The sequence below is a fragment of the Pseudomonas sp. TE3910 genome (assembly GCF_056279025.1).
Genome location: NZ_JBWBQN010000001.1, coordinates 1902889 through 1924193 on the forward strand (window position 1 = coordinate 1902889; position 21305 = coordinate 1924193).

General features: G+C 61.2%; 17 protein-coding genes, 3 tRNA genes and 1 pseudogene. 4 read left to right on the plus strand and 17 right to left on the minus strand.

Translation table 11 applies throughout. From position 1 onward, the window contains the following. Positions 1-278: 278 nt before the first annotated feature. The 6 genes from pepN to ACZ9H3_RS08515 are packed head-to-tail and all read right to left on the minus strand — an operon-like array spanning position 279 to position 6787. On the minus strand, positions 279-2936 hold the full coding sequence (gene pepN, locus ACZ9H3_RS08490; RefSeq protein WP_476220345.1) for an aminopeptidase N: 2658 nt from the start codon (positions 2934-2936) through the stop codon (positions 279-281). Positions 2937-2948: 12 nt separating this feature from the next. Further along, positions 2949-3779 (minus strand): DUF2797 domain-containing protein, encoded by an 831-nt coding sequence (locus ACZ9H3_RS08495; RefSeq protein ID WP_476220347.1) that lies wholly within the window; start codon positions 3777-3779, stop codon positions 2949-2951. Next, on the minus strand, positions 3776-4036 hold the full coding sequence (locus ACZ9H3_RS08500; protein ID WP_065758578.1) for a YeaC family protein: 261 nt from the start codon (positions 4034-4036) through the stop codon (positions 3776-3778). The genes ACZ9H3_RS08495 and ACZ9H3_RS08500 overlap by 4 nt, the downstream gene beginning before the upstream one ends. 14 nt (positions 4037-4050) lie before the next feature. Continuing rightward, on the minus strand, positions 4051-4920 hold the full coding sequence (locus ACZ9H3_RS08505; protein ID WP_102053361.1) for a rhomboid family intramembrane serine protease: 870 nt from the start codon (positions 4918-4920) through the stop codon (positions 4051-4053). A gap of 5 nt (positions 4921-4925) precedes the next feature. Next, positions 4926-5897, minus strand: a complete 972-nt coding sequence (locus ACZ9H3_RS08510) for a metallophosphoesterase (protein WP_102053348.1) — start codon at positions 5895-5897, stop codon at positions 4926-4928. Further along, complete coding sequence (locus ACZ9H3_RS08515) at positions 5897-6787, minus strand: NAD(+) kinase (RefSeq protein WP_065758576.1); 891 nt, start codon at positions 6785-6787, stop codon at positions 5897-5899. The genes ACZ9H3_RS08510 and ACZ9H3_RS08515 overlap by 1 nt, the downstream gene beginning before the upstream one ends. Positions 6788-6922: 135 nt before the next feature. Here ACZ9H3_RS08515 and ACZ9H3_RS08520 point away from each other — a divergent pair, with 135 nt between their 5' ends. Next, positions 6923-7867 (plus strand): DUF1853 family protein, encoded by a 945-nt coding sequence (locus ACZ9H3_RS08520; protein ID WP_476220350.1) that lies wholly within the window; start codon positions 6923-6925, stop codon positions 7865-7867. A gap of 19 nt (positions 7868-7886) precedes the next feature. Here the strand turns inward: ACZ9H3_RS08520 and ACZ9H3_RS08525 are convergent. Continuing rightward, a pseudogene (locus tag ACZ9H3_RS08525) lies at positions 7887-9175 on the minus strand (arsenic transporter). 177 nt (positions 9176-9352) lie between these two features. On the opposite strand from ACZ9H3_RS08525, the gene ACZ9H3_RS08530 reads away from it, so the two are divergent. Further along, the gene (locus ACZ9H3_RS08530; RefSeq protein WP_102053352.1) at positions 9353-9901 is read left to right on the plus strand and encodes a cytochrome b; all 549 of its coding nucleotides are present in this window, start codon (positions 9353-9355) and stop codon (positions 9899-9901) included. Here the strand turns inward: ACZ9H3_RS08530 and ACZ9H3_RS08535 are convergent. Both ACZ9H3_RS08535 and ACZ9H3_RS08540 read right to left on the minus strand, forming a co-directional pair. Next, entirely contained in the window at positions 9898-10794 is an 897-nt protein-coding gene (locus ACZ9H3_RS08535; protein ID WP_476220352.1) for a 1-aminocyclopropane-1-carboxylate deaminase/D-cysteine desulfhydrase, read from the minus strand. The genes ACZ9H3_RS08530 and ACZ9H3_RS08535 overlap by 4 nt on opposite strands. A gap of 64 nt (positions 10795-10858) precedes the next feature. Beyond that, on the minus strand, positions 10859-12895 hold the full coding sequence (locus ACZ9H3_RS08540) for an oxidoreductase (RefSeq protein ID WP_476220354.1): 2037 nt from the start codon (positions 12893-12895) through the stop codon (positions 10859-10861). 192 nt (positions 12896-13087) lie between these two features. Between ACZ9H3_RS08540 and ACZ9H3_RS08545 the strand changes: the two genes are divergently transcribed. Continuing rightward, entirely contained in the window at positions 13088-14206 is a 1119-nt protein-coding gene (locus tag ACZ9H3_RS08545) for a carbon-nitrogen hydrolase family protein (protein ID WP_476220356.1), read from the plus strand. Between the two features lie 4 nt (positions 14207-14210). Then, a complete protein-coding gene (locus ACZ9H3_RS08550) occupies positions 14211-15251 on the plus strand; it encodes an AraC family transcriptional regulator (protein ID WP_476220358.1) in 1041 nt (346 codons plus the stop codon). A gap of 212 nt (positions 15252-15463) precedes the next feature. On the opposite strand, the gene ACZ9H3_RS08555 is transcribed toward ACZ9H3_RS08550, so the two are convergent. From ACZ9H3_RS08555 to ACZ9H3_RS08590, 8 genes are all read right to left on the minus strand, one after another. Further along, the gene (locus ACZ9H3_RS08555) at positions 15464-16375 is read right to left on the minus strand and encodes a DUF2242 domain-containing protein (RefSeq protein WP_476220360.1); all 912 of its coding nucleotides are present in this window, start codon (positions 16373-16375) and stop codon (positions 15464-15466) included. Between the two features lie 193 nt (positions 16376-16568). Further along, positions 16569-16645: transfer RNA gene (locus ACZ9H3_RS08560), tRNA-Asp, on the minus strand. A gap of 99 nt (positions 16646-16744) precedes the next feature. Further along, positions 16745-16821 (minus strand) — tRNA-Asp (locus ACZ9H3_RS08565). A gap of 78 nt (positions 16822-16899) precedes the next feature. Then, positions 16900-16975: transfer RNA gene (locus tag ACZ9H3_RS08570), tRNA-Val, on the minus strand. Positions 16976-17144: 169 nt separating this feature from the next. Then, positions 17145-17918, minus strand: a complete 774-nt coding sequence (locus ACZ9H3_RS08575) for an SDR family oxidoreductase (RefSeq protein WP_065758567.1) — start codon at positions 17916-17918, stop codon at positions 17145-17147. Beyond that, positions 17915-19126 (minus strand): O-succinylhomoserine sulfhydrylase, encoded by a 1212-nt coding sequence (locus tag ACZ9H3_RS08580; protein WP_065758566.1) that lies wholly within the window; start codon positions 19124-19126, stop codon positions 17915-17917. Before ACZ9H3_RS08580 ends, ACZ9H3_RS08575 begins: the two co-directional genes overlap by 4 nt. A 14-nt stretch (positions 19127-19140) precedes the next feature. Continuing rightward, positions 19141-20646 (minus strand): amidophosphoribosyltransferase, encoded by a 1506-nt coding sequence (gene purF, locus ACZ9H3_RS08585; protein WP_065758565.1) that lies wholly within the window; start codon positions 20644-20646, stop codon positions 19141-19143. A 41-nt stretch (positions 20647-20687) separates the two neighbouring features. After that, positions 20688-21242 (minus strand): CvpA family protein, encoded by a 555-nt coding sequence (locus tag ACZ9H3_RS08590; protein ID WP_102053356.1) that lies wholly within the window; start codon positions 21240-21242, stop codon positions 20688-20690. Positions 21243-21305: the final 63 nt, after the last annotated feature.

A 21305-nucleotide genomic window follows, 5' to 3' on the forward strand; every position in this document is an offset into this window, starting at 1 on the left:
TTTAATTGTTATTTGGGTCAAATCCAGTTGCGGGCACAGCCAAAAACCCTGTTCCAGAGCCCCGCAATAGCTGAGAACCATCCTATCGGGGTTTAGAAAGGGCTGACAACGAACAAGACGTTATCTTTTGTTAAGCGCGGGAAAGGAGGCTGCGGGCGCGTGGCGCCTGCATCGTTGGCAAGCCAACGCCCACAGGGCCTTGTGTAGCCCTGTGGGCGCCAACTTGCCGGCGACGGCATCAGCGAAAGCAGACGCCGACAAGCGTGTCAAAAACCCGATCAAGCCAGGCTTTTGCTGACCACTTCATAGACATCAGTGGACAGCGCGCCGGAGGCAAGAATGCGCTCCAACTCACCCTTCATCAGCGCCTGACGCGCAGCGTCGTACTTGCGCCAGCGAGTCAGCGGTGCCAGTTGCCGCGAGGCGATCTGCGGGTTGAGTGCATTGAGTTCAATCACCAGGTCCGCCAGGAAGCGGTAGCCGGAACCGTCTGCCGCATGGAAGTTGACCAGGTTCTGCCCGGCAAACGCACCAATAAGGGCGCGCACCTTGTTCGGATTCTTCATCGTGAAGGCCGGATGCTGCATCAGTGCTTTGACTCGCGCCAAACCGCCCGGCAAGGTGCTGGCCGCCTGGACGCTGAACCACTGGTCCATCACCAACGGATTGTCCTTGAAGTGGTCGGCGAACGTCTCCAGCGCCTTGGCCCGCTCGGCCTCGAACGACGAGTTGACCAACACGGCCAGCGCGGTCAAACGCTCTGTCATGTTGTCACACGCGTCGAACTGCTCCAGGGTCGCTTCCAGCACCTGTGGTTTGCCACTGAGCATCAGGTAGGACAACACGATGTTCTGCAGGCTGCGACGGGCAAAATGCTCGGCTTCGGCCACATACGCGGTCGTGCGCGACACCGCGCGATTGGCTTGGTAACGGGCCCACAGTGCGTCGAACAACTGCTCGGACAGTTGTTTGCGGGCGAATTCGCGGGCCGCATGGATAGCATCGACATCCGCCACTTCACTGATTTCAGTGAGGTAGGCCTCGCTGGGCAGCGAAAGCATTTCAGCGACCATCGCCTGATCCAGTTGATCATTGCTCAGGACGCTGCCCAGTGCAGTTACCAGGCGCGGGTCGAGTACCAGCTTGGCGCCCTGTTTGTACTGTTCGATCAGCTCTTGCAGGACCTGCACCGACAACTGCTGGCCGGCTTCCCAACGGTTGAAGCCGTCGCTGTCATGCTGCATCAGGAACATCAATTGGTCGCGGTCATAGGGGAAGCTCAGCTTGACCGGTGCGCTGAAGCCACGCAGCAATGACGGCAGTGGCTTGGCCGCCACATCGACAAAGGTGAAGGTTTGTTCAGCCTCGGTAACTGACAGTACGCGGGTGGTGCCCTCGGCCGCCGCCTCACCGAGCAGACGCAGTGGCAAGTCATTGCCCTGGGCATCAAGCAGGCCCAGCTCTACAGGAATGACGAAGGGCTGCTTTTCCTGTTTGTCCGGGGTTTGTGGATAACTCTGCCGGAAGGTCAGGCTGTAGGTCTGCGCTGCGCTGTCATAGGCATCGCTGACCGCCAGGCGTGGCGTGCCAGCCTGGCTGTACCAGCGTTTGAACTGGCTCAGGTCGACGCCGTTGGCATCTTCCATGGCCTTGATGAAGTCGTCACAGGTGACCGCCTGGCCGTCATGACGCTCGAAGTACAGGTCACTGCCCTTGCGGAAGCCTTCAACGCCCAACAGGGTACGCACCATGCGCACCACTTCCGAGCCCTTCTCGTACACGGTCAGGGTGTAGAAGTTGGAAATTTCGATGAAGCTGTCCGGGCGCACGGCGTGAGCCATAGGGCCGGCATCTTCGGCAAACTGGTGGGTACGCAGGTAGGCCACGTCTTCGATACGCTTGACCGTACGCGAGTTCATGTCAGCCGAGAACTCGGCATCGCGGAACACCGTGAAGCCTTCCTTGAGCGACAACTGGAACCAGTCACGGCAGGTCACGCGGTTGCCCGACCAGTTGTGGAAGTATTCGTGGGCGACCACCGCCTCGACACGCTGGTGCGCAGCGTCGGTGGCGGTTTCGGCGCGGGCCAGTACGCAACTGGAGTTGAAGATGTTCAGGCCCTTGTTTTCCATAGCGCCCATGTTGAAGTCGTTGACCGCAACGATCATGAAGATGTCCAGGTCGTACTCACGCCCATAGACCTCTTCATCCCAGCGCATGGACTTCTTCAGGCTGGTCATGGCGTGCTGGCACTTGTCGATGTTTTCCGGCTCGACATAGATACGCAGGGTGACGTCACGCCCCGACTGGCGAGTGAACGTGTCTTCGACACACCACAGGTCGCCCGCCACCAGCGCAAACAGGTAGGCCGGCTTCATGAACGGGTCTTCCCAGGTCGCCCAATGCCGACCGTCTTCGCCAGGCCCGGTGCCGACCGGGTTACCGTTGGACAGCAGCACCGGGTAGCTATGCTGCTCGGCAATCACCGTGGTGGTGAATTTGCTCATGACGTCCGGACGGTCGAGGTAATAGGTGATCTTGCGAAAGCCCTCGGCTTCGCACTGGGTGCAGAACATGCCGCTCGACTTGTACAGGCCTTCCAGCGCGGTGTTGCTTTCCGGATGGATCTTGACCGAGGTGTCGAGGGTGAAGCGCGCCGCCGTCGGCTGCAGGGTCAGGTGACTGTCGTTCAGCTCATACTCGGTAGCGCTCAGTTCGCGGTCGTCGAGCTGTACCGACAGCAGTTCCAACTGCTGGCCATCCAGCACCAACGGTGGCAAGCCAGCGCCCCGCGCCGGGTTGCGGCGCATGACCAACTGCGCGTGGACCAATGTGTGGTCCTCGAACAACTCGAAGGTCAGGTGGGTCTCGTCGATCAGGTATTCGGGAGCCTGATAGTCCTTGAGGTAAATCACTTGCGGCTGTTCGGTACGCATGTGGCGATCCTTTTACTGATGCACGGCGAGTTGATAGGCCGTGTATTTGCGAATATTGATCACGCCGGTGTCGAAGATCAGGTACTGGCCCTTGATGCCCAGCAGCGTGCCTTCAGCCAGGGGATTCTTGTCCAGGTTGAAGCTGACGATCTTGCTCGGATAGGCCTCGACCGGATAGCGAATGTCGACGGTTTGAGCATCTGACAACGGTTGAATGGCCTGCAGGCCAAAGCGTGCGTGCAGTGCCTGGAGGCCCTCGGCGCACTGCTCGAACAGTTGATCGCGCACGGCGACCAGGTCCACCGCCTCGGCATCGCCCTTGAGCAACGCACGCCAGTTGGTACGGTCCGGTACATGGGCGCGGAACAGGTCCTCGACCAACCCTGACTGTTGCCGCGTGGCCACACGCATGATCGGCAGCGCCTGGCTGGCGCCCTGATCGAGCCAGCGGGTGGGCAACTGGCTGGCTCGGGTGATGCCGACCTTGAGCCCGGACGAGTTGGCCAGGTAGACGATATGATCCGTCATGCAGAACCGTTCGCCCCAGGCCGGCTCGCGGCAGGTGCCCTGGTCGTAGTGACACTTCTCCGGGGCCATGATGCAGACGTCGCACTGGGCCAGCTTGCTCATGCAGGGGTAACAGTAACCCTGGCTGAAACTGGTCTTGGTCTTGCGCCCGCAATGGATGCAGTGAATTGCCCCCAGGTACTCGAGGCGCACGGTGGTTCCCAACAAGGGGTTGACCGGTACTTCGCTGTCGCCAAGACGAAACGCGTACTGAACCAGGGGCGTCTCAAGACGCGCCGACATTTTGCTGATGGATCCGCGACCGAGCTCGATCAATGGAGCGCATCCGACTTGAACAGAATGTTCGGCACCGGTGCCGACTTCGACGCGCATTCCTGCGGGCCCATGTAGCCGGTGCGCTGCTCTTCCGGCAGGTTCTGCATTTCCCAGGCAATGACGGCCTGCAACGACAGTTCTTTCTGCTCGGCGGTGAGCTTGCGCCCGTCGGACCATTTACCGATTTCCACGGCGAGCTTCAGGCTCTCGTAGATTTCCGGGGTAATGTTTTCGATCATTTGCGAAAAAGTGGACATAGCGTCTCCCAAAATCAAGTCGTCAGTTTACGCCGGGCCAGCGCCCCGCCCAAGAGCCCGCTCAGACAACCGACCAATAACCCACCGACATGGGCGGCGTTGGCGATCTGGCCGAAGCCGAGCAAACTGACAAGGCCGGACAGGCACAGCAACAGCCAGATCAACATCATGACCAACACCCCGCGCGGCATGCGATAGAGCGGGTTGGGCGCGAGCCACTGGTACAACCAGATATACCCCAGCAGGCCGTAAAGCACCCCGGACAAACCGCCAAACAGGCTCGGCCCACCGAACAGGTACTGCGCAGCGTTGGACACCACGCCAAACAACAGCGTCAGGCCGAGCATGACCCAAGCGCCCTGGCGCCACTCGATACGGCGGCCCAGCTCCCAAAACCACATACCGTTCATGGCCAGGTGCAATAGGCCGAAATGCACCAGCATCGGTGTTGCCAGGCGCCACCATTGGCCAGCGGCCAGGCTCTCGGCCAGCGGTGTGAAGTACAGGTAGTCACCGTGCACGGTGAAATCGAGAAACGTCAGCCAGCTCAAGGTCGAGAGGTTGTCACCCAGGCCGGTCAAGCCCGCCACCACCAGGCATAGCAGCAAGATCGCCGTTGTCGCCTTGCTCGCGCGAAGCTGATCGATAAAGCCGGGGCGTGTCGGTTCACTGTTCGGTAAAGACTCGGCGGCAAACTCAGCATTGCCTTCAGGGAAGCGCTGATACAACGCCAGCACCTCGCCCGCCAGCGGCTCGCTGACCCATAACACCTGCTCGCCGCCCTCCTCACTGACCCGGTGAGGCACCTGCAGGCGCCTCAGCAGGCCGATGAACCCGCTCAGGTCGATGCTCAACGGCAAGCGCAGCACCTCGACCACATTCACCACGCTCATACATTGGCCTCCGGCCGCTCGACATCGACCCAGACGAACTTGTGCGGATCGAGCCGGGTTTCATTGTCCAGCCTATAGGCCACCAGCTTGCCGTACAGTACGGCGCTGTAGTCCAGGCAAGCCAGGTTGGGGCGAATCGGCGCGGGCTTGCCGCTGCGCCAGTAATGGCCGACGAACAGCATAGGCTCGTCCTCACCGTAGCGCAGCAGGTTACTTTTCTGCGTGTGGGTCAGTGGCGTGCTGGCAACCTGCTCGGGCAAGGCATCGGGTTGGAAAACGATGTCGCCGTAGGTCTGCGGGTCTTCTTCCCAGAACTTGGTCCGGAAAAATGCTCGGGTCAGGCCATCGCCACCGGTCAGGGTCAAGCCGCCCGGCAAGCGCATGTCGGTACCCCGCAACAGGCGATTGCATACGACAGAGGCAAAGCTGTCGGACACCGCCGACGCCTGGACAAAACGCTCGTCGATACAACCGTTCGGACGCTCCTGGCGCAGCGGCTCGATCAGGTTGGCGTCCCAACAAGCGTGAACCAGGCGGAAACGCCCGGCATCGAGGAACAACGGCAGCTCATAGAACCAACCGAGGAAATCGTGCCAGTCACCAGGATGCTGGGCGAACTGGGTGAGTGTTGCGTCAATCAGGTGGGCATGACGTGGGGTGTGTTCACGCACATAGGTCTTGCCACTACCCGGCAAGGCCGGCGTGCTCCAGCCCAGCGCGCTGAATTCGTGGTTGCCCATGATGCACCGGGCCTGACCGGCCTCGACCATGTCATGAACAAGGTGCAGCGCCTCGCGGATCCGTGGCCCACGGTCAATGATGTCGCCCAGAAACAGTGCCTGACGCTGCGAATGCCGCCAGACCCCTCCCAGGCGTCTGTAGCCAAGGGTTTCCAGCAGGTGTTCAAGGGTTTGGGCGCACCCATGTACATCACCGATCAGATCGTAACTGCGCGCGGGATCGAGCATCAGTCGCCTCCACCACCCAAACGGCTGCCCCAGCCGAGTTTGGTTCTGCACACCTCGTAGTAATTGTGGTCCAGCGGGTGAATCAAGCGCAGCTTTTGCGGCTTTTTGTTCACCGTGATGGTGTCGCCCGGGGCGCAGGTAAAGTGGTTCTGGCCGTCACAGGAAACCTGCGGGTAAATCTGCAGGTCCTTGGACACGACGATCTTCAGCTCGCTGTTGCCATCGACCACGATCGGTCGCCCGGACAGCGTGTGCGGGTACATCGGCACAATGACGATAGCGTCGAGCTTGGGGTGCATGATCGGCCCGCCCGCCGACAGCGCATAGGCGGTCGAGCCGGTCGGGGTGGCCACGATCAGGCCGTCGGCCTTCTGGCTGCAGACAAACTGCCCATCGATGTAGATCTCGAACTCGATCATGCGTGTCGACTTGCCCGGATGCAGCACCACGTCGTTCAGTGCATCGCCCTGGCCAATGGCCTCGCCATGCCGACGGACTTCGGCCTGAAGCAGGAAGCGGTTTTCCACCAGGTAATGGCCATCAAGCACTTCGGCGACCTTCACCTCCAGCTCATCGGGCCGGATATCGGTGAGAAAACCCAGGCTGCCGCGGTTGATCCCCAATACCGGAATGTTGTGACGGGCCAAGGCCCGGGCAGCGCCCAGCAGGCTGCCATCGCCACCGACCACGATGACCATGTCGCAGACTTCGCCAAGCAGCTTGCGCGACGAAGTTTGCAGGCCGTGACCTGGCAGCACTTCGGCGATGGTGTCCTCAAGGATGACGTGCAGATGCCGCGCCAACAGGAATTTTTTCAGTCGGCGAATGGTATCGAGTACCTGGGAACTGCCAAGGCGACCGATGATACCGATATTGCGAAAATGCTCCATGGGGCTCCTGCAAGGCTCTGCGGCGGGTGAAATGGCCAGTGGGCGAAAGACACCGATTATGGGCGAAAGCGCTGTGCAGCGGCAAACGCTGGCGTTTTTTCGCACTGCAGCGGGCATCAGGGCTATGCTCGCAGAATGAACCCATTTCCTGACCTGACCGACCTGCCCCGCCAACTGCGCCAAGCGCAAGTGCGTGATCTGGCCTGGGTCATCCTGGCCCCGCCCATGCTCAGCGCCACGCCGTGGCCTCAACGCCACCCGCTGCAGGGCAGTGACTGGGTACAGCAACCGACGCACCTGAGCCAATGGCTGCAGCGCCTGGACCAGGACAGCAGCGCACTGCTGCTTTGGCTGGCACAGGCCGCCAACCGTCGACTGGGCCTGTACTACGAACGCCTTTGGCAGTTTGCCCTGCATCATGCCCCCGGGATCGAACTGCTGGCCGCCAACCTGCCGATCCGTGACGGTGGGCACACGCTGGGCGAACTGGATATCCTCCTGCGTGACCGCGACGGGGTACATCACCTGGAGTTGGCCATCAAACTCTACCTCGGACCACAGGCAGGCGACGGCAGCGATCCGGCGCAGTGGCTTGGCCCCGGCTGTCATGACCGCCTTGATCTTAAACTGGCCCATCTGGCACAGCACCAGCTTCCCATCTCGGCCCGCGCCGAGAGCCGCGAAGCCTTGGCGGCGCTGGACATCGCGCAGCTCAGCGCACACCTATGGCTGGGCGGTTACCTGCTCTACCCTTGGCCGGGTCATGCCGCATCACCACGCGGGGCCCACCCCGAGCACCTCAAGGGTCGCTGGCTGCACCAACGCGACTGGCCGGCTTTCTTTGCGCAGAGCCCGACCGGCCGCTGGCAACACCTGCCGCGCCATGCCTGGCTGGCACCGGCGCGCTACCCGACTGAACAGACCTGGACGGCCGAGCACCTGCAGACCTGGCTAAGCGCCCTCGATCCAATGGCCCCTGCGCAACTCATGGTAAGGCTGGTGGAAACCGGGCCCGGCGATTGGGAAGAAGCCGAGCGCGTGTTTCTGGTGGCGGATACCTGGCCGAATCTGCCCGGCTGACACACACCCTTGGCGCCGTCTAGACAACCGTCAAACGCAGTGCCAGCGCCATCAGGGTGAGTAGCAGCACCGGCACGGTGAGCACGATGCCGACCTTGAAGTAGTAGCCCCAGCCAATGTGCACCCCTTTACGCTGCAGCACATGCAGCCAGAGCAGGGTCGCTAGGCTGCCGATCGGGGTAATTTTCGGCCCCAGGTCACTGCCAATCACATTGGCATAGACCATCGCTTCCTTGACGACCCCAGTGGCCTGGCTGGCGTCGATGGACAAGGCGCCAATCAGTACGGTCGGCAAGTTGTTCATGATCGACGACAGGACGGCGCTGAGCAGCCCGGTGCCCAGTGCCGCCCCCCAGACACCGGAGCGGGCGAACGTGTCGAGCCAGGTGGCCAGTTGCCCGGTCAACCCGGCATTACGCAAGCCATACACCACCAGGTACATGCCCAGCGAGAAGATCACGATATGCCACGGGGCTTCCTTGAGGACCTTGCGTGTGGAAATGGTGTGGCCGCGGGCGGCGACCAGCAGCAAGACAGCCGCACACACCGCCGAGATCGCGCTGATGGGAATGCCGAGCGGCTCCAGGGCAAAACACCCCAGCAGCAAGATCAACAACACCAGCCAGCCGGCCACAAAGGTGGCCGGGTCTTGAATCGCACTGCGTGGCCGATCCAGTTGCAACGGGTCGTAATCGCGCGGAATGTCACGTCGAAAGAACCACATCAGGATACCCAGGGTGGCGCCGCCACGCTGACCAGGTTCACCGGCAACATGACGGCGGCATAACGGTTGAAGCCGATGCCGAAGAAATCCGCAGAAACGATGTTCACCAAGTTAGACACGACCAATGGCAAGCTGGCGGTGTCGGCCACGAAGCCCGCAGCCATGACGAATGCCAGAGTCGCCGCTGGCGAGAAACGCAAGGCCAGTAACATGGCAACGACGATAGGTGTAAGGATCAGCGCTGCGCCGTCGTTGGCAAACAGTGCCGACACCAGCGCCCCCAGCAACACGATGTAAGCGAACAGCCGCCGCCCGCTGCCACGCCCCCAACGCGCCACATGCAGGGCCGCCCAGGCGAAGAACCCCGCTGCATCAAGGAGCAGGCTGATGATGATCAACGCAATGAAGGTACCGGTAGCGTTCCAGATGATCTGCCAGACCACCGGAATATCGCTCCAGTGCACCACACCGCTGATCAGCGCCAACAACGCCCCGAACGTCGCGCTCCAGCCGACACCGAGGCCCTTGGGTTGCCAGATCACCAGGGTGATGGTCAGCAGGAAGATCAATGACGCCATCAGCATGAGACAACAGCCTTGCAGAAAGTAGAGGGGAAAAGACGGCGGATTTTAACGAGTGTTCGTTTGGTCACTAACGAAATTTTGCTGCTATTTCTCCTATGATCTCTGAAACAAACAATTACAGTTAATGCCCAGCGCCAAGCAAGAGCGCGAAATACGACCTGATAACGAGGAGCTCATATGACGCTAACCAACACCCGGGACCGCTACGGCAGTCTGTCGATTGCCCTTCACTGGCTGATGCTGATACTGCTGGCAGCGGTGTACGCCTGTATCGAGCTACGGGGTATGTTCCCCAAGGACAGCGCCGAGCGCGCCCTGATGAAAGACCTGCACTTCATGCTCGGCCTGAGTGTCTTTGTGCTGGTCTGGCTGCGCCTGTTGCTGCGCGTCATCAGCCCGACACCCCGTATCGAACCTAACCCACCGGCCTGGCAGCGCGGCCTGGCCACACTGATGCATTGGGCGCTGTACGCGATGATGATCGGCTTGCCTGTGGCCGGCTGGCTGATTCTCAGCGCCAGCGACAAACCGATCCCCTTCTATGGCTTCAACCTGCCCGCCTTGATTGCGCCAGATCCAGACCTGGGCAAGCAGATCAAGGGCTGGCATGAGCTGATTGCCTCGCTGGGCTACTGGCTGATCGGCCTGCACGCCCTGGCTGGGCTGTATCACCACTATGTCAGCCGCGACAACACGCTGCGGCGCATGCTGCCAAAAGGCGACTAAACCAGCCCCCGACGGCCTTGCAGGCCACCGGTGTGCAGGAATATCAGCCGCGTGCCGGGCGCGAAGGCGCCCTGTTCCACCTGCTCGCGCAAGGCGAGCAGGGCTTTCCCCGTGTACAGCGGCTCCAGGGGAAGGCCCGACTGCACTTCGCTCGCCTCAATGAACGCCAACAGTTCTGCATCGACCCTGGCAAAACCTGCGCGGCTGGCGTCGTGCAGCACGTAACCTGCCCGGCATGCTCCCAGCAGCCCATCGACCTGTGCGGCAACACCATGATCCCCGGGCACCGCCAAAGCACCCTGCACCCAGTGCGCGCCTGTTTCAGCCGCCACCAGACCGGCCAATGTGGTACCGGTCCCGACCGCCAACCACCAACCATCGTAGTCAGGCCAACCCAGTGCCGAAAGCTGACATCGCGCCTGCTCTACAATCTGCGCACACCCTTTGACCCCCAACGCACCACCGCCACCTTCCGGTACACAATGCCAGCCAGGGTAGCGGGCGTGCCAAGGTGTCCAGAAGCCCGGTTCATGCCGCGCCCGATAGCCGCCATAACCCAGCCAGTGCAGCTCCATGCCGAAGGCGCGCAGGTCACGGACCGTCGGTGTGTCCTGCGGATGACCGCGCAGCAACCCGACAGTAGCGAAACCAAAGCGCAGGCCTGCCGCCGCGAGTGCATGAAGGTGATTGGAATGCGCGCCACCGAGGCTGATGACGCCAGGAGCCCCGGCAGCACGGGCCTCACGCAGGTGCTCCAGCAGTTTGAACCACTTGTTGCCGCTGATCAGCGGGTCGATGAGGTCAAGGCGCAGCACCGCCGCTTCAACACCGGCACGGCTCAACCAGGGCAGTGACAGCGGCTGGAGTGGGGCCAAGGGAAGTGAATCGAACATTCCGACAACAAACTCGGTACAGGGCGGGAAGCGCAGTCTAGCGCACCCCGCCGTACCTGCCGCATCAGAGTTCGGCAGCCAGCCGTGAACCCTGATTGATTGCGCGCTTGGCATCCAGCTCGGCCGCAACATCGGCACCACCGATCAGGTGCACCGACTGACCGGCGGCGTGCAAGCCATCGTACAGCTCACGCAGCGGATCCTGACCAGCACAGATAACCACGTTGTCGACCGGTAGAACCTGCGGCTCGCCCTCGCCAATACGGATATGCAGCCCTTCATCGTCGATACTCAGGTATTCGACACTGTTAAGCATCTGCACCTGCTTGTTTTTCAAACCCGTGCGATGAATCCAGCCGGTGGTCTTGCCCAGACCGTCACCCACCTTGGATTTCTTGCGCTGCAACAGAAACACCTGACGGGCCGGCGCATGCGGTTGTGGACGTATCCCGGCAACGCCACCACGGGCCTGCAAGGTGGTATCGATGCCCCACTCCTTCCAGAAGGCCTCACGGTCCTGGCTGGTCGCTACTCCCTGGTGAACCAGGAACTCGGACACATCAAAGCCGATCCCGCCGGCACCGATGACCGCCACGCGCTGGCCTACCGGCTTGCGCGCCAGCAAGACATCCAGATAGCTCAACACCTTAGGGTGCCCGATACCGGGAATAGCCGGCAGACGCGGTGCGATACCGGTAGCGAGAATGACCTCATCGTAGCCGCCCTTGAGCAGTTGCTCGACACTCATGCGCTGCTCAAGGCAAACCTCGACACCGGTGGTCTGCAGCTTGCGCTTGAAGTAGCGCAGGGTCTCATAGAACTCTTCCTTGCCCGGCACACGCTTGGCCACATTGAACTGGCCGCCAATTTCACTGGCCGAGTCGAACAGGGTGACCTGATGCCCCCGCTCTGCAGCCACCGTGGCAGCCGCCAGGCCCGCCGGACCTGCACCGACCACCGCAATTTTCTTCAACAGGCGGGTCGGCAGGTAGTTGAGCTCTGTTTCATGACAGGCACGCGGGTTGACCAGGCAACTGGTCAGCTTGCCGCCAAAGGTGTGATCCAGACACGCCTGGTTGCAGCCAATGCAGGTGTTGATTTCGTCAGCACGACCGGCAGCGGCCTTGTTGACGAACTCCGGGTCCGCCAGGAACGGACGCGCCATGGAGACCATGTCGGCATCGCCCTCAGCGAGGATCTGCTCAGCGATTTCCGGGGTATTGATACGGTTGGTGGTGATCAGCGGAATCTTCACCGAACCGCGCAACTTGGCGGTGACCTTGCTGAAGGCGGCACGCGGTACCTTGGTGGCAATGGTCGGAATACGCGCTTCGTGCCAACCGATACCGGTGTTGATCAGCGTGGCGCCAGCCTGCTCGATGGCTTTGGCCAACTGCACGATTTCGTCCCAATCGCTGCCCCCCTCGATCAGGTCGAGCATCGACAGGCGGAAGATGATGATGAAGTTCGGCCCGACCGCTTCACGCACCCGACGAACGATCTCCACCGCCAGACGCATGCGGTTCTCGTAACTGCCACCCCAGCGGTCAGTACGATGGTTGGTATGGGCGGCGAGGAACTGGTTAATGAAATAACCTTCCGAGCCCATGATCTCGACGCCATCGTAGTCGGCGCTCTGTGCCAGCGTTGCACAGGTTACGAAGTCCCGGATCTGTTTCTCGATCCCCTCCTCGTCCAGCTCCTTGGGCTTGAACGGGTTGATCGGTGCCTGAATGGCACTGGGTGCGACCTGCTTGGGGCTGTAGGCATAACGCCCGGCATGAAGGATCTGCAGGCAGATCTTGCCACCGGCTTCATGCACCGCCTGAGTCACGATACGGTGCTTCCGGGCTTCCTCCGGCGTGCTCAGCTTGGCCGCACCGGCATACACGCCCCCTTCTTCGTTCGGGCCAATACCGCCGGTCACCATCAGCCCCACCCCACCCCGGGCGCGCTCGGCAAAATAGGCCGCCATGCGCTCAAAACCACCCGGTCTTTCTTCAAGGCCGGTGTGCATCGAGCCCATCAGGGTGCGGTTGCGCAACGTGGTGAACCCCAGGTCCAGCGGAGCCAACAGATGCGGGTATTGGGCAGCGGCCATAACGTACTCCACAACAAGCGTTAATCACGGAATGCAGGCCTCTCACCCGGAGGTGGAACCCGTCAGTTATCTGAGGTCGACATTAAAGAGCTGTTACCCGTCGCTCAATGACCGAAAGTGACAACTTATTGATCCAACCGCGCAGCACGACTACCCTAACGGCTTAAATCCTCAGTCGGCCTTGCCCGCCTCATGCAAAAACTCCTGCTCGGGGCTCTCGCCCTGGTTGTCATCACCATGCTTTGCGGCTACGGGCTATGGACAGAACAACGTCCCGCCGGCCATTACCTGTCCGACCTGCGTGTCGAACTGACACTGAACCAGGGCATCCCCGCGAACCAGGGCAACCTGCTCGGTATCGAGCCTGAGCTGTTCCCCGGTGACTACCAAAGCCTGCAACGCTTGCACCTGAAGCTGGCGGCTTACTTGCAGCACGCACGTGAGCAGGGCCTGATCAGCCGTAAAACCGTTGTCATCCTGCCCGAACACATCGGCACCTGGCTTTGGGCGCTTGGCGAAAAGAGCGAGATGTACCAGGTCACCCACCTTGATCAGGCCCGGCAGTGGCTGGAGTTGAGCAACCCGTTGCGCTATGGGCTGGCGATGCTTGGCGCCACAGGGGATGACCGCCGCGCTGACGCACACTTGCGCATGAAGGCGGCCCAGATGGCGAGCGACTACCAGCAACTGTTCGGCGGCCTGGCACGCGAGTTCGACATCACCCTCGTAGCAGGTTCCATCGTCCTGCCCGAGCCGTATGTAGACGGCGGCACTCTGCGGGTGGGCTCAGGTGCCCTGTACAACAGCAGCCTGGTGTTCGCCAATGACGGCTCAATACTGGGCCAACCAGTACGCCAAAAACACCCGGACAACGGCGTACGCCGCTTCATTCATGCCGGCGCACAACCCTTGCAAGTACTCGAGACGCCGGCAGGACGCCTGGGCGTCCTGGTGGGCAGTGACAGCTGGTACCCGGACAACTACCGCCAGCTTGAGCAACAGGCGGTGCAGGTGATCGCCAACCCGGCCTTCATCGGCGTCAAGCATGGCTGGCGCGCGCCCTGGCGTGGCAACCGCCATCAGCCGCTGGCGACACAACTGCCACTCAAACCCGGTGAAGTGAGCGAGGGCGAAGCCTGGCAGCGTCTGATACTTGCCAACAAAGGCCGCGAACAGGCGAGCATGAGCGTGTTCCTGCAGGGGCGCTTCTGGGAAGTCAGCACCGACGGCGAGGGCTTTGCCAGCCGTAACGGCCAGAACTTTAGTGTCAGCGCCAAACCTGGCGCGCGCCTGCTCAACCTCTGGCTGTAAGACGATGCCTCGTCCACGGGTACGCCTGGGAGATCTTTCGGTAGGGTTCGTACAGAGCCTGGAGGAAACCGTCCGCTACCTCGGCCACGACCCCGCGCCTCTGCTTGCGCACTATGGCCTGGAGCCGGCGCGCCTGGCCGAGCCAGGTGCCCGGCTGTCGATACCGCGCTACATGCACCTGGGCCATGCCGCCATCACCCTCACGGGCAACCCGGCCCTGGGCCTGCACATGGGCCGCCTGAGCCGCCTGAGCCAGACAGGCCTTGCCGGGGTGACCGCAGCCCAGGCGCCCACCGTCGGCGAAGCCGCTCGCACCCTGCTGCGCTTTGAACCCCTGTATGCCGCCAACTACCGCGGTCAGTCGACGTTTCATGAAGACCCGCAAGGTGCCTGGCTGCGCTTCTACTCGATCAGCCCATACAACGCCTACAACCGCTTCGTGGTCGACTCACTCCTGGCGGGCTGGCTGGCGCAACTGTCGAGCGTGGCGGGCATGCCGCTACACGCCGAACGTATCGATATCGAATTCGAGGCCCCAGCTTATGCCGAGCAGTATCAGGGGTTGTGCCTGACGCCGGTTCATTTTGCTGCCGAGACCAACCAGCTACGCCTGAACCGTAACCAGTTGGAGTTGCGCAACAGCACCCACTGCCCCAGCACCTGGCAGCACCTGTTGCAGTTGTGCGAACTTGAACTGGAACAGCGCACGCGCATTCGCAGCCTCAGCGAGCGCATCGTGCAACTGCTGGGGCCGCTGCTCAGCGGTGGGCATGAGCCGGACCTGGAAGAAATCGCCAACCGTCTGCAGCTTCCGACCTGGACGCTACGACGCAAACTGGCTGAGGAAGGCACGCAGTTCCGAACGATTCTGAACGACACGCGGCGCGACCTGGCGATGGCCTACATCCGCGATACGGAGCTGGCCTTTGGCGAGATCGCCTACCTGTTGGGATTTGCTTCGGCAGAGGCCTTCCAGCGTGCATTCAAGCGTTGGAGCGGGGTTACCCCTGGCGACTTCCGTCGCAGTCAGCGGCGCACCACCTAGAGCTCTGTAGCGTCATCTGCAGGCTCTGGCAGATCGAGTTCGTAGGCGTTGTAGTCGAGAAGCTCTTCTTGATAGTCGTCCATTATCTGCTCCGTTTTTCTCATTCATCTCATTGATTCGTCATTCACCTTAAAGTTGCGCAGTGACGAAAAAATGACAAGACCGCTGTTTGAAATAAACGTAGCAGACGCCGGACGATTTATCCGCGCCGCCTACTGAACCGGTTGCTCCGCACTCACCGTAGGGTTGACCGCAGGTGTCGGCTCACTGAGTGCAGGCGCGAGCGGAGCGGCAGGCACCTCCTGAACCGTGATTGGCGCGGCCTCAACCGGAGGGGCAACAGGCTTCGAAGCTGCACCGTCATCGACTACCGGCGTGGCAGATGGCGCGGCGGGCGGCGCAGCGGGTGCAGGCGCCAAGGGAGCAGGTTCAGGCACGCTGGCTGCAGCTGGCGGAGTCGGGGCCTGAGTCGGGGCCGACGCCGGGTTGCTTTCCGGCACACCCAGTTCAACGGCTGGAGCAGCCGCAGGCGCCGGCTCTGGTGCGTGCTCTGGCGCCTTCTCTGGCTCAGTCGCCTTCTTCTGTGGCTTCTTCTGTTCTTTGGGCAAGAAGCTCTCAACCAGCGCGAAGTAGCGCTCATAGAACTTGGCCGAGGTTACGGTCTCGCTGGCCACCTTGACCATCGAGTCGTCGGTAGAGCCAATCGGCATCGACACCGAACCCAGCACACCGACACCAAGACTGGCCGAGGTATTGGATTTTTTCAGCGCATAACGGTCTTGCAGGGCGTTGGCGAACATGGTTGAGCGCTTGGCGCTGCTGTTGTCAGCCGCACAGACCACGTTGAAGCTGATCTGCATATGAGTGTCGCCAGTCTGCTGGAAACTCTTGTTACCCGTGACCTGACCAGCACTGCTGGTAGTGATGATGTAGCCCTGACTGAGCAAGGCACGCCGCGCAGCTTCGCACGAACCGGCTTCGCTCACCGGAAAGCTGCGCGAGAAGGTGCCCGAATCGTCGAAATTCTCGTGTTCGTAAATGGCGGCTTTTTTCGAGGAGCAGCCGGAAACACCCGCCAGCACTAGGGCCAGCCCGAGCGCACCGAAGACGGTTGACTTTGACATTGCAAATCCTGGGGAGAACGTTCGGCGCCTATTGTGCTACACATCGGCGCATCACTGAAGTGTCGAGGCAAGATTGGGCGGTAAATTGCCCGGAAGCCCCTTTCGAGATTGAAGCAGTGACCCAAACAAAAAAAGCGACCCTAAGGTCGCTTTCTCTGTTGCTTCGAGGAGTTCAAGGGCCTCGAAGCGGATATGGCGCAGCGGACGGGACTCGAACCCGCGACCCCCGGCGTGACAGGCCGGTATTCTAACCGACTGAACTACCGCTGCGTATCGCACAGACTTTCGTCCGTTTGAAACTGGGATCTGGCCTGAAGGTTTCGGTACCTTCCGACCTCAAACCGGCTGTTAAACCGATCTGGAGAAAAGTGGCGCAGCGGACGGGACTCGAACCCGCGACCCCCGGCGTGACAGGCCGGTATTCTAACCGACTGAACTACCGCTGCGCATATGGACTTGCGTCCTGTTCCTCTCAATTAGGTGCCTTCTTTCAAAAGCGCCTGGGTCAGGAACATCTCAGGAAGTGGTGGGTGATGACGGGATCGAACCGCCGACCCTCTGCTTGTAAGGCAGATGCTCTCCCGGCTGAGCTAATCACCCGTGTGCTTCGCTGAGGTGGCGAAATTTACGCAGGTATCGAACCTAAGTCAATACCCCTGTTGAAGTTTTTTTAAAAAACCGCAAAAAAGTTGCTTCACCCTTAAGCGACAAGCTGCCCGCAAAAGCAGAAACCGCCGTGTACCTCATGAAGCGCCCAGCGTAAAACCTGTTACTGGTAAATCATCTTCTTGGTCATGCCACCGTCGACCACGAACTCCTGCCCAGTAACAAAGCCGGAATTCTTCGACAACAGCCAGGCCACCATAGCCGCCACATCCTCTACCGTCCCTACCCTGCCCGCCGGGTGCTGAGCATGGTCGGATTCAGTCAGCGGTTCGGCACGGCGCTGGGAGGGGTCACGGGCATCGATCCAGCCCGGGCTGACGGCATTGACCCGGATCTCCGGGCCAAGGCTCACCGCCAGGGCGTGGGTCAAGGCCAGCAAACCGCCCTTGCTCGCGGCATAGGCTTCGGTATCAGGCTCGGACTGCGCCGCCCGGGTCGAAGCCAGGTTCACGATAGCGCCACAATGCGCACGCAGGTAAGGCGCACAATGCTTGGCCAGCAGCATCGGCCCACCCAGGTTGACCGCCAGCACACGGTTCCAGTGCGCAAGGCTGAGGCTTTCCAGGGTCGTGTTGTGAGGGTCGGCAATGGCGGCATTGCACACCAGTGCATCAAGCCGGCCGAACTGGCCCAGCACCTCGGCCACACCGACGGCGACCTGGGCCTCATCCGCGACATCCATGGCAACGAACCAGGCATTGTCACCCAGCACTTTGGCGGCCATGGAGCCACGCGCACGGTCAAGGTCGGTCAGCACCACCTGCCAGCCTTCACAGATCAGCCAGGCAGCAATGCCAAGGCCAATCCCCCGTGCCGCACCGGTGACCAGTGCGACACGACCGTTATGGCTGCTTTCGGGGGTTGACCAGTCGATCACAGCGCCGCCAACCCGCGGGCCAGATCGGCCTTGAGGTCAGCCACATCTTCCAGGCCGACCGCAACACGGATCAGACTGTCGCGGATACCCGCCGCCTCACGCTCCTGCGGCGACAGACGGCCGTGCGAGGTGGTGCCCGGGTGCGTGATGGTGGTCTTGCTGTCGCCCAGGTTCGCGGTGATCGAAATCAAGCGGGTGGCATCGATGAAGCGCCAGGCTCCTTCCTTGCCGCCCTTGACCTCAAAGCTCACCACCGCACCGAAGCCCTTCATCTGACGCTCGGCCAGTTCATGCTGCGGATGGCTCTTGAGCCCGGCATAGTGAACCTTCTCGATGCCATCCTGCTGCTCCAGCCATTCGGCCAGTGCCTGTGCGTTGGCACAATGGGCACGCATCCGCAGGTTGAGGGTTTCCAGGCCCTTGAGGAAGATCCAGGCATTGAAGGGGCTCAGCGACGGGCCTGCCGTACGCAGAAAACCCACCACTTCCTTCATCTGCTCGGCGCGACCTGCAACCACACCGCCCATGCAACGACCCTGGCCGTCGATGAACTTGGTCGCCGAGTGCACGACAATGTCGGCGCCCAGCTTCAGCGGCTGCTGCAAGGCCGGCGTGCTGAAGCAGTTGTCGACCACCAGTTGCGCGCCCTTGGCATGGGCCACGCTGGCCAACGCGGCGATATCCACCAACTCGGCCAGCGGGTTAGACGGCGACTCGACGAACAGCAGCTTGGTATTGGCCTTGATCGCCGATTCCCAGGCAGCCAGATCCGTCAACGGCACATAGTCAACCTGCACACCGAAGCGCTTGAAGTACTTCTCGAACAGGCTGATGGTCGAACCGAACACACTCTGCGACACCAGCACATGATCGCCAGCGCTGCACAGGGCCATCACCGTAGAGAGAATGGCCGACATACCCGTCGACGTCGCAACCGCCTGCTCGGCGCCTTCAAGGGCGGCGATGCGCTCCTCGAAAGCCCGAACGGTCGGGTTGGTGTAGCGCGAATAGACGTTGCCCGGCACATCACCCGCGAACCGCGCGGCGGCATCAGCCGCCGTACGGAACACATAGCTGGAGGTGAAGAACAGCGGATCGCTGTGTTCACCTTCCGGCGTGCGATGCTGACCGGCACGTACGGCCAGGGTATCGAACGCAACCCCTTCAAGGTCGCTGTCGAGGCGCCCGGCATCCCATTCCTGTGTCATGCCGCTGCTCCCACTCAGTTGTTGTAGAGGTCGATGATCGCGCTGACCGCTTGATTCTTGACCTTGGAGGCGTCGTTACGCGCCTGCTCGATCTTCTCGAGGTAGGCTTCGTCGATATCGCCGGTCACGTACTGGCCATCGAACACCGCGCAGTCGAAATTCTCGATCTTGATCTTGCCGCCGCCCACTGCGTCGATCAGGTCCGACAGGTCCTGGTAGACCAGCCAGTCGGCGCCGATCAGGTCAGCGACGTCCTGAGTGGTGCGGTTGTGTGCGATCAGCTCATGAGCGCTCGGCATGTCGATGCCGTAGACGTTAGGGTAACGTACCGCTGGCGCCGCCGAGCAGAAGTAGACATTCTTCGCACCCGCTTCACGGGCCATCTGAATGATCTGCTTGCAGGTGGTGCCGCGCACGATCGAGTCATCGACCAGCATGACGTTCTTGCCACGGAACTCGAGCTCGATGGCGTTGAGCTTCTGCCGAACCGACTTCTTGCGCGCGGCCTGGCCAGGCATGATGAAGGTACGACCGATGTAGCGGTTCTTGACGAAACCTTCGCGGAACTTGACGCCCAGGTGGTTGGCCAGCTCCAGCGCAGCGGTACGGCTGGTGTCGGGAATCGGGATGACCACATCGATATCGTGATTCGGGCGCTCGCGCTGGATCTTCTCGGCGAGCTTCTCACCCATGCGCAGGCGAGCCTTGTAGACCGAAACGCCGTCGATGATCGAGTCAGGACGCGCCAGGTAAACGTGCTCGAAAATGCACGGCGAGTATTTCGGATTGGTCGCGCACTGACGGGTGTGCAACTGGCCATCTTCGGTGATGTATACCGCTTCGCCCGGCGCCAGGTCACGAATCAGGGTGAAACCCAGTACGTCCAGCGAAACGCTTTCGGAGGCGATCATGTACTCGACGCCTTCGTCGGTATGACGCTGACCGAAGACGATCGGACGGATGGCGTTCGGGTCGCGGAAGCCGACAATCCCGTAACCGGTGATCATGGCCACTACGGCGTAGCCACCACGGCAGCGATTGTGAACGTCGGTGACGGCAGCGAAGACGTCTTCTTCAGTCGGCTGCAACTTGCCACGCACCGCCAACTCATGTGCGAAGACGTTCAGCAGCACTTCCGAATCGGAACTGGTGTTGACATGACGCAGATCGGATTCGTAGATTTCCTTGGCCAACTGTTCGACGTTGGTCAGGTTACCGTTGTGCGCCAGCGTAATGCCGTACGGCGAGTTGACATAGAACGGCTGAGCCTCGGCCGAGGTCGAGCTGCCCGCAGTCGGGTAGCGCACATGACCAATACCCATATGCCCCACCAGGCGCTGCATGTGGCGCTGCTGGAACACATCACGCACCAGGCCATTGTCCTTGCGCAGAAATAACCGGCCATCATGGCTGGTCACAATACCGGCAGCGTCCTGGCCGCGGTGCTGGAGGACGGTTAGCGCGTCATACAGCGCCTGATTGACGTTCGACTTACCGACGATACCGACGATGCCACACATGCGACGCAACCCCTACTTAATGAAACTGGACTGAACAGCACTCAAGGCGTCTTGGGCCCCAGGAGCTGCTCCTTGAACGGGAGATCAACCGGTGCGCTGATCCCGCTGGCGAGCCACTGGCTGGTAAACCCCAGAATAAGGTTTTTCGACCAGTCAGCGACCAATAGAAATTGTGGCAAAAGCCGGGACTCCTGCCACCACGGATCCTGTTGTACCGGCCCCAGGCTCAGCAGCCCGACCGCCACGACAACCAGCAAGCCACCCCGCGCGGCGCCGAAGGCCATGCCGAGGAAACGATCGGTCCCGGACAACCCGGTGACACGAATCAGCTCGCCGATAATAAAGTTGATCATTGCCCCCACCAGCAAGGTGGCGACGAAAAGAATGGCGCAGCCGGCGATGACGCGGGCCGACGGCGTCTGGATATAGCTTTCCAGGTATTGCGATACACCGCCGCCAAACATCCAGGCCACAGCCCCGGCGATGATCCAGGTAAGCAGCGACAAGGCTTCTTTGACAAAGCCGCGCTTCAAACTGATCAGCGAGGAAATGGCGATAATCGCGATGATCGCCCAGTCGACCCAGGTAAATGCCACGGTGCTGCCTGCAAACGGATAAGGCGGCGCATTTTACCAGAGCGATGCGCTATCGGTAAGCGG